At 68.1% G+C, this 13,188-nt stretch carries 12 protein-coding genes; 1 reads left to right on the forward strand and 11 read right to left on the reverse strand.

The window, feature by feature from the left end; all coding sequences use genetic code 11:
- Positions 1-178: 178 nt before the first annotated feature.
- The 8 genes from DOE79_RS09005 to DOE79_RS09040 all read right to left on the reverse strand — a co-directional run bounded on the left by DOE79_RS09005 (position 179) and on the right by DOE79_RS09040 (position 10,266).
- Positions 179-373 (reverse strand): helix-turn-helix transcriptional regulator, encoded by a 195-nt coding sequence (locus tag DOE79_RS09005; RefSeq protein WP_120338219.1) that lies wholly within the window; start codon positions 371-373, stop codon positions 179-181.
- Positions 370-798, reverse strand: a complete 429-nt coding sequence (locus DOE79_RS09010; protein WP_120338220.1) for a hypothetical protein — start codon at positions 796-798, stop codon at positions 370-372. The genes DOE79_RS09005 and DOE79_RS09010 overlap by 4 nt, the downstream gene beginning before the upstream one ends.
- A gap of 256 nt (positions 799-1,054) precedes the next feature.
- The gene (locus DOE79_RS09015) at positions 1,055-3,148 is read right to left on the reverse strand and encodes a glycoside hydrolase family 35 protein (protein ID WP_245977225.1); all 2,094 of its coding nucleotides are present in this window, start codon (positions 3,146-3,148) and stop codon (positions 1,055-1,057) included.
- A 2-nt stretch (positions 3,149-3,150) separates the two neighbouring features.
- Positions 3,151-5,298 carry a beta-galactosidase gene (locus DOE79_RS09020; protein ID WP_120338221.1) on the reverse strand — a complete coding sequence of 716 codons (2,148 nt, stop codon included), beginning with the start codon at positions 5,296-5,298 and terminating at the stop codon, positions 3,151-3,153.
- The gene (gene arfA, locus DOE79_RS09025; RefSeq protein ID WP_220094304.1) at positions 5,295-6,833 is read right to left on the reverse strand and encodes an arabinosylfuranosidase ArfA; all 1,539 of its coding nucleotides are present in this window, start codon (positions 6,831-6,833) and stop codon (positions 5,295-5,297) included. Before arfA ends, DOE79_RS09020 begins: the two co-directional genes overlap by 4 nt.
- A gap of 84 nt (positions 6,834-6,917) precedes the next feature.
- The gene (locus DOE79_RS09030) at positions 6,918-8,267 is read right to left on the reverse strand and encodes an ABC transporter substrate-binding protein (protein WP_120338222.1); all 1,350 of its coding nucleotides are present in this window, start codon (positions 8,265-8,267) and stop codon (positions 6,918-6,920) included.
- 120 nt (positions 8,268-8,387) lie between these two features.
- On the reverse strand, positions 8,388-9,197 hold the full coding sequence (locus tag DOE79_RS09035; protein WP_425455719.1) for a carbohydrate ABC transporter permease: 810 nt from the start codon (positions 9,195-9,197) through the stop codon (positions 8,388-8,390).
- 139 nt (positions 9,198-9,336) lie between these two features.
- Positions 9,337-10,266, reverse strand: a complete 930-nt coding sequence (locus tag DOE79_RS09040) for a carbohydrate ABC transporter permease (RefSeq protein WP_120338224.1) — start codon at positions 10,264-10,266, stop codon at positions 9,337-9,339.
- Positions 10,267-10,485: 219 nt separating this feature from the next.
- On the opposite strand from DOE79_RS09040, the gene DOE79_RS09045 reads away from it, so the two are divergent.
- The gene (locus DOE79_RS09045) at positions 10,486-11,478 is read left to right on the forward strand and encodes a LacI family DNA-binding transcriptional regulator (RefSeq protein ID WP_120340241.1); all 993 of its coding nucleotides are present in this window, start codon (positions 10,486-10,488) and stop codon (positions 11,476-11,478) included.
- Positions 11,479-11,585: 107 nt separating this feature from the next.
- Here the strand turns inward: DOE79_RS09045 and DOE79_RS09050 are convergent, their stop codons facing one another.
- The 3 genes from DOE79_RS09050 to DOE79_RS09055 form a co-directional block, all read right to left on the reverse strand.
- Positions 11,586-12,098: a CinA family protein gene (locus DOE79_RS09050; RefSeq protein ID WP_120338225.1), complete on the reverse strand. Its 513-nt coding sequence runs from the start codon at positions 12,096-12,098 to the stop codon at positions 11,586-11,588.
- Between the two features lie 231 nt (positions 12,099-12,329).
- Positions 12,330-12,452, reverse strand: coding sequence for a hypothetical protein (locus DOE79_RS21030; protein ID WP_281270299.1), 123 nt, complete (start codon positions 12,450-12,452; stop codon positions 12,330-12,332).
- A gap of 151 nt (positions 12,453-12,603) precedes the next feature.
- The gene (locus DOE79_RS09055) at positions 12,604-13,014 is read right to left on the reverse strand and encodes a YccF domain-containing protein (RefSeq protein WP_120338226.1); all 411 of its coding nucleotides are present in this window, start codon (positions 13,012-13,014) and stop codon (positions 12,604-12,606) included.
- Positions 13,015-13,188 lie beyond the last annotated feature (174 nt).

Here is a 13,188-nt window from a genome sequence, read left to right on the forward strand (position 1 = left end):
GCGGATGCGTGGCCAGGCAACACGTTGAGCTCGCGACAGTGGTCAGAGGGCTGCTTCGCTGAGCGCGAAGCAACCGTTTCCCCGCTTTCGCGGGAGCTGGGGTGCGGGCTCGCGGCGGATGGCGAGTCTCCCGCTCCGTTCACGTGAGGGTCGCGGTGGGGCTCGGCGGGCACCGCCGTCAGTCTTCGTCGAAAAAGATCTCTTCCACGGGTTTCTCGAACAGCCGGGCCAGCCGCAGCGCCAGGGGAAGGCTGGGGTTGAATCGGCCCGCTTCGATGGCGTTCACGGTTTGCCTGGACACCCCCACCTCTCTGCCGAGAGCCTCTTGCGACCACTTGCGTTCGCGCCGCAGCGCCTCGACGTGGTTCCTCACGCGGCGGCCTTCGCGGCAGACCTCGTGATCACCGAGTAGCGCACCCAGAAGTCGGCGACCAGCACCACGACCAAGCCGATCAGCACCCAGGCCGGATTCGTCTGGGTGGGGAACACGACGAACAGGCATCCCGCGACAAGGGTGAGGATCAGCAGGTCGATGAAGGCTTTGGCTTGAGCCTGCGTGGCCACCTGGCGCTCGAAACTGTCCGGGGCCGACGTGAGCTCGCGGCGCCCGATCCACCGGCGAAGCACATTGATGCCCAGGCCGCCGCCGACGATCACGAGGAACTGCAACACCATGAGAGCGATGGGTACCCACGGTGCGACATCGGCGTCTCGCGCCACGCCCGCGAACCCACCCACCGCTCCGCCAACGACGACCAACACGGCGATATAGGCGATGTAGACGAACCGGACCTTCATGACGAACTCCTGACCTGGCGACCAATGTGTAAAGGTTACTTTCCACCCTAGTGGAAAGTTAGTTTTACAGTTCGCTGGAGAAACGGCGCAACTGTTGCCCAAGCGGACTAGTGCGCCCGGCGTAGCGGACGCAGTAGTCCGCACTGGTGACAGCGGGGCGAACGCGGGGATGCTCTCCAGGTTTCGACAAGCTCAACCAACGAGACGGGCGCGCCCCAACGTCGGTCGAGCTTCTCGAGACCTGGCGAGGTGGCCCCTAGAAGTCGGTGTGGCCGAGGTGGGGGCGCGGCACGAAGCTGATCCGGGTGCTCTCGGTGCCGTGCAGGCACAGGATGACCAACTCATTCTCGGCGCGGAGCACCGGGCCGGGCACGTACAGCGTGGTCTGCGGGCCGCGGTCCCAGAACCGGCCCAGGTTGAACCCGTTGATCCAGGCCTGACCCTTGCCCCAACCGGCGGTGCTGAGGAACAGGTCCACGCCAGGCTCGGCGCCGAACCGGCCGCGCGCGAACGCCGGACCGCAGAGAGAGCCAGCGACCTCTGCGTCCGGAACCAGCGACAGCGGCGCCGGCGATCCGGGCGCGTCGGTCGTCGACGCGGGCACGGTGGCCGTCGCCGCGGGCGAGGTCGCACGCGACATCGGCGCGGTGGCAGCCAACCCGGGTGTGGTCGCAGACAGCGGCGCCGGGGAGCTCAGCTGCGGGGTAGGGGTGAGGTTGAGGGCGAGGTCGAGCTCCACGTCGAGATCGAGGTCGACCGCGCCGGGGCCGGCGATCGGTGCACGATGCGATGAAGCGGCGGTCGCGGCGCCGTGCTGCCCGTGCTGGGGGGCGAAGAGGCCGCTGCCGGAGCGCACGAACCCGTCCACATCGAGCGGAAGCACCTGCCAATGGGCGAGGTCGACGCGGTCGAGGGTGGCCGGGCCGATCAGGCCCTTGTCCTCGCCGATGCGGGGGCCGTAGTTGACCCGGCCCTGGTCCTCCACGAGCAGGTCGAGCCGGTCCCCCGGCGGCAGGCTGAGCGAGCGGTCGTGGTGGTCGCGCTGCAGCACACCGACGGCGGTGCCGTCGACGAAGACCTGCGCACGGTCGCGCACCTCGCCGAAGGAGAGCACCCGGGCGCCGGGCGTGAGCCGGCTGCGGTACAGGGCGAACCCGGTGTACTGGCCGAGCGCATCCATGCTGGGCAGCTCAGCGGCCCAGGCGGCACTCGTGTCGGCCAGCTCCGGGAGGGCATCCCAGAGCGACACGGATTCGTCGAGCACCACGTCGAAGGCCGGGGCCGGGTTCGCGGGTTCGGGCAGCGGCGGCAACGCGGCATCCGCGGCAACCGGCGCATACCGGGTCAGCACCTCGCGGAAGGCGAGGTACTTGGCCGTCACCTCGCCACTCTCCGAGAGCGGGGCGTCGTAGTCGTAGGAGGTGACGGTGGGCTGGAACACGCCCTTGTCGTTGGCGCCGTTGGTGAAGCCGAAGTTGGTGCCACCGGTGAACATGTAGAGCGATACGGATGCGCCGGTGGCGAGCAGGTCGTCCAGCTCCCGCGCGGAATCCTCCGCCGAGGTGGTGTGGTGGTGCGCGCCCCAGTGGTCGAACCAGCCGTTCCAGAACTCGGCGCACATGAGCGGCCCGGTGGGCTGGTGCCGGCGGAGCACGGCCAGGCGTTCGGTGGCGCGGGATCCGAAGGAGCCGGTCTTGTGCAGCTCGGGCAGGCTGCCGTCGTCGAGCATCTGGTCTGTGGGCTGGTCGATCGTGGTGAGCGGCACGGTGATGCCGCCGGCCCGGTTGAGCTCCACGAGCGCGCGCAGGTAGTCCTTGTCGTCGCCGTAGGCGCCGTATTCGTTCTCGATCTGCACGAGGATCACGGGCCCGCCGCGGTCGATCTGCCGGGACGCCACGATCGGAAGCAACCGGTCGAAGTACTCGGCCACGGCCGTCATGTAGAGCGGTTCGTTGCGGCGCACGCCCACGGCGGGGTCGGCGAAGAGCCAGCCGGGCAGTCCCCCGTTGTCCCACTCGGCGCAGATGAACGGGCCGGGCCGCACGATGGCGTACATACCCTCGGCCGCGATCAGGTCGAGGAACCGGGCCAGGTCGAGCTGCCCGACGGTGTCGAAGGTGCCGCGCACGGGCGAGTGCGCGTTCCAGGCCACGTAGGTTTCGATGGTGTTCAGACCCATCAGCTTCGCCTTGTGGATGCGGTCGGCCCAGTGATCGGGGTGCACCCGGAAATAGTGGATGGCGCCGGCCAGGATCCGGAACGGTTCCCCGTTCAGGAGGAAGTCCGTGTCGCCGATCGCGAAAGCGCCCGGGGTCGGGGGCGTGGGTGCGGAAAGGGTGACGTCGCCCATGATCAGGCCTCCGTTCGGGCTCGGCTCAGCACGGCAACGCCGGTGGCCGGGAGGGTGAGGGAATCGGCCGCGAGGGTGCTGCCGCCGAGGTCCACCGCGGTGAGGTCGCCGTCCGCCGCGCCGAGCGGCACGGTCACGGCCAGCGCCGAGTGGTTGATGTAGAAGAGGTACTCCCGGCTGTCGCTCTGACGCACGGCGAGCTGCACGGTGCCGTGCACCTCTTCCGGCAGCGGGGAGTGGATGCCGGCATCCGCGGCGAACCGGCCGACGAGCGCCACCAGGGCGGCGCGGTCGGGCACCGTGGCGACGAAGCTCGCGCGGCCGGCGCCGACGGTGCGCCCGGTGATCGCAGGCACGCCGGGGAACGGGCCGTCGACGAAGCGCGCGAGCACCTCCACATCGGGCCGCACCGCCACGTCGTGGGTCAGCAGCGATCCGGTGGAGCCGGCCGGCAGGTCACCGGACAGGGCCACGGTCTGACCGGCCAGCAGGCCGCCGAACTCCTCGGCGCGGACGCCGAGCAGCTCTCGAAACGCTCCCGGGTAGCCGCCGGGGTGGATGTGGTCATCGGCGTCGGCGATGCCGGAGAACACACCGACCACGAGATGGCCGCCGGCGTTCGTGTAGTCGGCGAGGGCATCCGCCAGTTCATCGGGCACCACATAGAGCATGGGCGCGATGACCAGGTCGTACCCGGCCAGGCCGTGCCCGGCAAGCACCGAGCGGGCCGGCACGATGTCGGCCTGCAGGCCGTTGGCCAGCGCGGCGGTGTACCAGGCCATGGCCTCGGCCTTGTAGCGGAGCAGCTCGGTGGGGTGCGAGTCGAGCTCGGAGGCCCACCAGGAGTCCCAGTCGAAGAGGACAGCGATGCGGGCCTGCTTCGTGCGGCTACCGGCCACCTCGGCCAGGCGCGCGAGCTCGCCGCCGAAACGGGCGACGCTGCGGAACACCGAGCTGTCGGAGCCCGCGTGCGGCAGCATCGCGGAGTGGAACTTCTCGGCGCCGGCCAGCGACGCACGCCACTGGAAGAAGCAGATCGCGTCGGCGCCGTGCGCCAGGTGGGTGAGGCTGTCGCGGCGGAGCTGGCCGGGGGTCTTGGCCTGGTTCACCGGCTGCCAGTTGACGGCGCTGGTGGAGTGTTCCATGAGGAACCACGGTGCCCGCCCGGCGATCTGACCGGTGAGGTTGGCCGAGAAGGAGAGTTCTTCGAAGCGGTGCGGGTCGGCCACGAGCAGGTAGTGGTCGTTGGAGACCACGTCCACCTCGGCGGCCCAGTCGGCGTAGTCCATGCCGCGGGTCTCACCCATCACCATGAAGTTCGTAGTGATCGGCACCTCAGGGGTCGCCCGGCGCAGGATCTCGCGCTCGTCGACGAGGTAGTCCTTGAGCGCGTCGCTGGAGAACCGGGCGAAGTCGAGCTGCTGGGTGGGGTTGGGATGCGTGGCGGCCAGGCGCGGCGGCAGGATCTGGGTCCAGGTGGTGTAGTTCTGCGACCAGAACGCGGTGCCCCAGGCCCGGTTGAGCTCTACGAGCGAGCCGTAGCGGTCCTGCAGCCAGTCACGGAAGGCGCGCGCGGCGTCATCCGAGTAGTCGTAGACGTTGTGGCAGCCGAGCTCGTTGCTGATGTGCCACATCGACAGGGCGGGGTGCTGGGCGTAGCGCTCGGCCATCTTCTCCACCAGGGCGAGCGCGTAGCGACGGAAGACAGGCGAGGTGGGGCGCCACTGCTGGCGGCCGCCGGGCCAGATGGTCTCACCGAGGCGGTTGACCGGCAGCACTTCGGGGTGCAGTTCGGTGAGCCACGGCGGCGGGCTGGCGGTGGCTGTGGCCAGGTCGACGGCGATGCCGTTGGCGTGCAGCAGGTCGATGGCGCGGTCGAGCCAGCCGAAATCCCAGCTGTCGGGCGTGGGCTGCAGCAGCGCCCAGGAGAAGATGCCGACGGAGACGATGTTGACGCCGGCCTCGCGCATGAGGCGCATGTCGTCGGCCCAGACCTCTTCCGGCCACTGCTCGGGGTTGTAGTCGGCGCCGTAGCCGATGCGGGCGGCGTCGGCGGGCAGGCTCTCGGTGCCGTCGGCGAGGGTGTGCGCGGCGGGCCAGCGCACCCAGCGGGCCCCGCTGGTCGAGCCTGTCGAGGCCACGGCGCTCATGCTGCGCTCCGGGCGGTCAGGCGCACGATCGACCAGGACAGCGCGGGCAGCACGACCGTGGCCAGCTCGCCGTCGTCGGAGAGCGTCACATCCGTCAGGGGCACCGGTTGCACCGTGTCCTGGTGGTCCACGGCGTTGGTGCTGAACCGGTCACCGCCCTCGGGCGCGAACAGGCTCTCGGCCGAGAGCACCGATCCGGCGGGGGCGCCGGCCAGGTCCACCTCGAGGGTGAGCGGGTCGGTGGCGGACCGGTTGACCAGGAACAACACGATCTCCTCGTTGGTGGCGGTCACCGCAGCATCCACCAGGTCGACGGTGCCGTACTGGGCGCTCTCGTAGCTGTCGGAGTGGATCGTGACGGCCAGCACGTCGCCCCGCGCGGCGGCGGCGGTGCGGGCGAAGGGGAAGAAGGTGGTCTGCCGCCAGGCCGGACCGTTCGGCTCGGAGCGGATGGGCGCGATCACGTTCACGAGCTGGGCGAGGTTCGCCATCGAGACGCGGTCGCTGTTGCGCAGCAGCGAGATGAGCAGCGAGCCCACCACCACGGCGTCGCTGACGTTGTACTCGTCTTCGATCAGGCGCGGATGCGTGTTCCACTCGCCGCTGAACAGGGGTTCCTTGTCGACCTCGTTGAACCGGGTCTGGTACCAGACGTTCCATTCGTCGACGCTGATGCCGATGAACCGGTCGATGCCCTGGCTCACGGCCACCTCGTCGATGACCGTGGCGACGTCGCCGATGAACCGGTCAAGGCCCACGCCAGAGGCGAGGAAGCTGCCCAGGTCGCCGGGCTTCTCTTCGTAGTACGCGTGCAGCGAGATGTGGTCGACAAGCTCAATGGTGTGCTCGAGCACGGTGCGTTCCCAGTTGCCGAAGGTGGGCATCTCGGCGTTGGAGCTGCCGGCCACGACGAGCTCGATGGTGGGGTCGACCCACTTCATCACCCGGGCGGTCTCGGCGGCGAGCCGGCCGTACTCCTCGGCCGTCTTGTGGCCGATCTGCCAGGGCCCGTCCATCTCGTTGCCCAGGCACCAGACGCGGATGCCGAACGGCTCGGTCTGCCCGTTGGCCCGGCGCTGGTCGCTGAGCGCGGTGCCGGCCGGATGATTGCTGTATTCGAGCAGGGCAGCGGCATCCATGATGCCCCGCGTGCCCAGGTTGACGGCCTGCATGATCTCGACGCCGGCGGCGGCGGCCCAGCCGGCGAACTCGTGCAGGCCCACCTCGTTGGTCTCCACGGAGTGCCAGGCCACGTCGAGCCGGGTGGGGCGTTCGGCGCGCGGGCCGACGCTGTCTTCCCAGCGGAAGCCGGAGACGAAGTTGCCGCCCGGGTAGCGGATCAGGCTGGGGTTGAGCTCGCGTACGAGGTCGAGCACGTCCTGGCGGAAGCCATCCGCGCCGGCGGTGGGGTGACCGGGTTCGTAGATCCCGGTGTACACGGCGCGGCCCATGTGCTCGACAAACGAGCCGAAGAGCTGGGGCGAGACTGGGGCGACCACGTCGTCGCGGGAGATGCTGAGCCGGGCGTGCAACACGGGAGGAATCCTCTTTAAGTAGATAGGTACAGCAGGAGGGTGGGTCTGCCTAGACCCACCCTCCTCAGATGGTGGTGCGGATGCTTACTTCTCGGTGACGGTGAAGCCCTGCTCGTTGCCGTAGCTGGCGGTGGCCTTCTGCCACGCGGTCAGGCCCTCGTTGATGTCGCCCTTGTTGGCGTACGCCTGGCCGACGGTGTCGGAGAAGATGCTGTTCGAGTAGACCTGGAACGGGAGGTAGCTCCAGCCGGGAACGACGTCCTTGGCCGACTGCACGAGCACCTCGTTGATCTTCTGGCCGCCGAAGTACTCGCTCTCGTAGCCGAGGAACTCATCGGAGTCGAGGTCGGCGACGGTGGACGGGAAGCCGCCGGCGTCGATCGAGATCTGGGTGCCTTCGCCCTCGTTCATGTACTGCAGGAAGCCGGCAGCGACGAGCTTGTTCTTGCTCTGCTTGAGGATGGCGTCGCCACCACCACCGTTCTCGGCGCTGGCGGTGTCGCCGGCCGTGTAGGTGGGGAGCGGGGCTACGCGCCAGTCACCGGAGGCTTCCGGTACGCCGGACTCCAGGTTGCCGGGCATCCAGGCGCCGATGTTGAGGGTGGCGATGGTGCCGTCGCCCAGGCCCTTGTACCACTCGTCGCTCCAGCTCGGGGTGGGAGCGAGGAGGTCGTTGTCGAGCAGCTGGTTCCAGGTGTCGGCGAACTTCTTCGAGCCCTCGTCCTGCAGGTTCAGGGTGACGTCGGTCGAGTCCTTGGTGGTGTACGGCTGGCCGCCGGCCTGCCAGATCATGCTGGTGGTGAAGCCCGCGTCGCCGGTGTCGTTGGTGATGTAGGCGTTCGGGTTGGCGGCGTGCAGCTTCTCGGCGGCGGCGATGTACTCGTCCCAGGTGGTGGGCACCTCGATGCCGTACTGGTCGAAGACGGCCTTGTTGTAGAACATGGCCATGGGGCCGGAGTCCTGCGGCAGGGCGTAGATGCCGTCGCCCAGGTTGACGGAACCCCAGGTGCTGTCGGTGTAATCGGAGGCGTACTGGTCGAAGCCGAAGTCGGTGAGGTCGGCGAGCGCGTCGGAGAGCGCGAACTGCGGCAGGGCGTAGTACTCGATCTGGGCGATGTCCGGCGCGCCGGAGCCTGCCTTGATCGCGTTCTGCAGCTTGATGTACTGGTCGTTGCCCGTTCCGGCGTTGACGACCTTGACGGTCACGTTCGGGTTTTCCTTCTCGAACGCCTTGGCGATGTCTTCCACCGCAGGGGCCCAGGCCCAGACGGTGATGGTCGACTTCTCCTTGAGCGCCGCGGCGATGTCGTCGGCGTTGCCGGTCTCGGCCGAGCCGCCGCCGGCCGCGGAGCACGCGGCGAGGGACAGGCTGAGGGCGAGGCCGGTGGCCACGGCGACCGCGGTGCGGCGCAGGGTGCTGTGTGTTGCTTTCATGGGATGCCTTTCACTTCCTTGTAAATGGATGTTCGGTGATGCAGTAGGGATGGTGCGGGTGGTGGTGCAGGTCGTGCGGGTCGTGCGGGTAAGCGGTGATGCGGTCGGAGAGGTCTGGGGCTACGCCTTGACGCTGCCGGACGCGAGTCCGGACTGCCAGTAGCGCTGCAGGAAGAGGAACGCCACGATGATCGGCACGATCGTGAGCAGCGAGCCGGTGATGACGAGGTTGTAGATGACGTCGCCGCCCACGGTCTGGGCCTGCGCGCTCCACTGCTTGAGCCCCACGGTCAGCGGGTACCAGGTGGGTTCGCTGAGCATGATCAGCGGCAGGAAGTAGTTGTTCCAGGTGGCCACGAGCGTGAACAGCAGCACGGTCACCAGGCCGGGGGCCAACAGCTTGAGCGAGATGGTGAAGAACGTGCGGAACTCGCCCGCGCCATCCATTCGGGCGGCTTCGAGGACCTCGGTGGGCACGGCGTCCAACGCGTAGGTCCAGATCAGGTAGAGACCGAACGGGCTGATCAGCGAGGGCAGGATGACCGCCCACGGGGTGTTCGTGAGGCCCATCTGGCTGAACATGAGGAAGGTCGGCACCGCGAGGGCCGTGCCGGGGATGGCGACGGCGCCGAGGACGACCGCGAAGACGGCCTTCTTGCCGGGGAAGTTGAACTTGGCCAGGCCGTAACCGCCGAGGGCTGCGAGGAAGGTGGCGCCGCCGGCGCCGACCACGACGTAGAGCAGCGTGTTGCCGAACCAGCGCACGAAGACGCCGTCGTTGTAGGTGACGGTGGCGACGATGTTGTCCCACAGTGCGTTCGGGCCGGAGAACCAGAGGCCGAACGAGTTGAGCAGCTCGGCCTGGGTCTTGGTGGAGTTCACGAACAGCCAGAACAGCGGCAGCAGGCTGTAGATGAGCAGCGCGCCCATGATCACCGTGAGCAGGATCGACTTCTTGGTGTGCAGGCCCTGGTTGGACTTGCCGGCCTTCTTCTCGCTCGTGTAGCGCGACATCCGCGGGGCTTTCGCCTTGTCGGCGGGTGCGTGGGTCTGGTCAGTCGTCGACATCTCAGGCCTCCTTCCTGGAACCGGAGTTCTGCACGATGTAGGCGATGACGGCGGTGATGAGGCCGACGATGATCGCGATGGTTGCCGAGTAGTTGTACTGCTGGCCGGAGAACGACAGGTTGTACGCGTACATGTTCGGTGAGAAGTAGGTGGAGATGGTGTTGGGGGCGAGCGACTGCAGGATGCTCGGCTCGTTGAAGAGCTGGAAGCTGCCGATGACCGAGAAGATGCCGCCGATCACGATCGCGGGGCGCAGGGCCGGCATCTTGATGCTGCGGATGATGCGGAACGCGTTGGCGCCGTCGAGCGAGGCGGCCTCGTAGAGGTCGGTGGGGATCACCCGGAGGGCCGCATAGAACAGGATCATGTTGTAGCCGATGAACTCCCACGTGACGATGTTGCCGATCGACGCGAGCACCCAGCTGCTGGACAGCGGGTCGGGGATGGAGAGGCTGAAGAAGTCGTTGAGGTTGCCGACCAGGCCGAACTTGGTGCCGTACATGAAGCCCCACATGAGCGTGGCGACCACGGCGGGAACCGCGTAGGGCAGGAAGATCGCGATGCGGAAGAAGCTGGACAGGTGCAGTCGGGCGCTGTCGATGGCGAGGGCGGCGAACAGGGCGATGCCGAGCATGATCGGCACCTGCACGACGAAGAACAGGGTGACCCGGCCCATCGACTCCCAGAACTTGGGATCGGAGAGAGCCTGAGCGTAGTTCTCGAAGCCGACGAAGGAGTTGCCGCCGACGAGCTGGTCCTTAAAGAAGCTGAGGTAGATCGAGTAGAGCACCGGGGCGATGAGCACCAGGGCGAAGACGATCATGAACGGGCCGATGAACTTCCAGCCGGTCCAGTCGCGCTTCTGCACGTGCTGCTTGCGGGGACTCTGAAGTGTCTGGCCACTAGGGGGGAGTGTTGACAGCGTCGTCATGCCTGTTTCTCTGACTCGGGAGGTGGTGCGGTGGATGGTGAATCTCGGGAATCATGTTTACGTAAACATGATGTGTAAGCACGCTAGCATGTTTACGTAAACATACGGAACTTTTTCCGGGACTCTGGAGAGCACGTGGCAACGATCCGCCCCACCGACGGCACGGGATCCGACGACGCGCGCCCGGCATCGTCCGCGCGGCCGGGGCGGCTGCCCTCGATGGCGGATGTGGCCGCGCTGGCCGGTGTCTCCTCCCAGACCGTCTCCCGGGTGGTCAACGCCCGCAGCAACGTCGAGGCCGACACCCGGGACCGGGTGCTCGCGGCGATGGAAGAGATCGGCTACCGGCCCAACAGCGCCGCCCGCGCGCTCAAATCGGGCAAGTTCAGCACCATCGGCGTGATCATGTTCACCCTCTCGAGCTTCGGCAACATGCGCACGCTCGACGCCGTCGCCACGGCCGCCGCGCAGGCCGGCTACTCGATCACCCTCATCCCCGTGGCACTGCCCACCCAGGGCGCGGTCGCCGGCGCGGTCAACCGGCTCGCCGAGCAGGCCGTCGACGGCATCGTGATCATCATGGAAGCGCACATCCTGGACCGCATCGACGTCACCGTGCCCACCGGGCTGCCGGTCGTGATCGTCGACTCCGATGCGGGCGAGCGCTACACCGTGGTCGACACCGACCAGACCGAGGGTGCCCGGCTGGCCACCCAGCACCTGCTCGACCTCGGGCACAAGACGGTCTGGCACATCGCCGGACCCGAGTCGTCCTTCTCGGCCGGGCGCCGCACGGCATCCTGGCGCGCCACGCTCAAGGCGGCGGGCGCCCCGGTGCCGCCCGTGCTCGAGGGCGACTGGAACGCCGAGAGTGGCTACCGGCACGGCGTCACCCTCGCCGCCGACCCATCGGTCACCGCGATCTTCGCCTCGAACGACCAGATGGCCCTCGGTGTCATGCGCGCCATGCACGAGGCCGGGCGCTCGGTGCCGGCCGAGGTGAGCGTGGTCGGCTTCGACGACATGCGCGAGGCGGATGCCTTCTGGCCGCCGCTGACCACCGTGCACCAGGACTTCGGCCAGGTGGGGCGGCTCTGCATCGAGAAGCTGCTGCGCCAGATCGACTCCCCCGCCGCCGTGGGCCCAGGCACGACCATCGTGCCCACCCACCTCGTGCTGCGCGCCAGCACGGCCCCGCCGCCCGCGCCCTGACCGACGACCCCGGCACCCCGGCCGCCCGCCCGCGAAAGCGGCCATGGGGCCGCTTCAGCCCCGCGAAGCACCCCTGTGCCCGCTCTCGCTGACGTGGAACGCGGCGTCTAGTCCAAGAGAACGTTCTTGAGATGGGTCAGCGCCCGGATGGTCGTGAGCGCGATGACCGTTTCCGGCGAGCCGCTGAACCGGTAGGAAAATGAGCGCACCCCACAGCGGGTACCGACGCTGATGAACACGGTGCCGGCCGGCTGCCCCTCTTCGGCTCCCGGTCCGCCGACACCTGTCACCGCCACGCTCGCATCCGCCCCGATACTTTCGAGCACGCCCTTGGCCATTTGCTCCGCGCATTCCGCGGACACCACCGGCCCCGGCTGCACGCCGAGCAGCCGGTACTTGGTGATCGGCTGGGAGGCGATGACGCCACCACCGAACCACGTCGAGGAGTCCGGCGCCCCACCGAGCGCCTGGGCGATCCGACCGGCGGTCAGGGACTCCGCGACCACGACCGTCATGCGGTCCGCCGAGGCCAACTGCCCGATCCGGCGGGCCAACTCGGCCATCTGGGCCTGTTGTTGCTCCGCGCCACTCGGCATGCTGGCTTGCAGAATGGATGTCATCTCGCGGCCGCGACGCTCGGCCCGCGCACGAATGGTCTAGGCACTTGTCCTCCACACTGAGAAACGATCGAAGCCGCCCGAACTGCTCCGTACCTCTAAGACGGGTCGTGACCGGGTTTCGTCACGCCGGCATCCGTTGTCGACCCCGGGCGGTGCCTGAGCGCCCTGCACCGCTCCAGGGATTCGGTGCGGAGATACGGTCTTCCCTGCGCTTCATGCCAGCCGGCTGTATCAGCCGGATGGGTTCTCGACGGGCTTGCCCTCAGGATCGGTTCCGGTCTCCGGGTCGACCTCGTCGGGCTTCACGGGCTCGGAACTCGGGGATGCCGGCGGAGTGCTGTTCTGACTGGTCATGTTTCCTCCTCGGGATGCCGACCGATCGGGAGCTGGACGTTGGCCGGTGCCGCCAGGGGCGGCTCTGATGCGACAAGCGCGTTACTTGTCAGACGGAGTGAACCGCGGATGTGTCACGCTCTCGGACGACGAAAGTTCGGGGCGGAGGGGTTCACGCCTGGCGGGCGCGGGCCCGATCGAACTCGCCGGTGCCGACCGGCACGATCTCCTTGCCGAGCGGCGCGAGCGAGACCGGCACCAGCTTGAAGTCGGCGATGCCCATCGGGATGCCGATGATCGTGACGCAGAGCGCGATGCCCGACACGATGTGCGCCAAGGCCAGCCACCAGCCGGCGAGGATCACCCAGATCACGTTGCCGAGGAACGAGAATGCCCCGCTCGTGGGCTTGGCGACAACGGTGCGACCGAAGGGCCAGAGGGCGTAGAGGCCGATGCGGAAGGACGCGATGCCCCACGGGATCGTGACGATCAGGATGCACAACACGACGCCGGCGGCCAGGTAGCCCAGGAAGAGCCAGAAACCCGACAGCACGAGCCAAATGATGTTCAGAAGGGTGCGCACGCGAGAATAATATCGCGGCCGGCGCGCACCCACTGCGGTCGAGACTGGCCCATTCTCGCTAGTGGCGAGCCCTCCCGCACTAGCAGAACTGGGCCACCCTCGGGAAGGATCCCCGTGGGTGGCCCAGATTTGCTAGTCGGAGCCCCGTCGCACTAGCGAAAACGGGCCACTCCA

It is taken from the genome of Cryobacterium soli (genome assembly GCF_003611035.1).
In the GTDB taxonomy this organism is placed as follows: Bacteria; Actinomycetota; Actinomycetes; order Actinomycetales; family Microbacteriaceae; genus Cryobacterium; species Cryobacterium soli.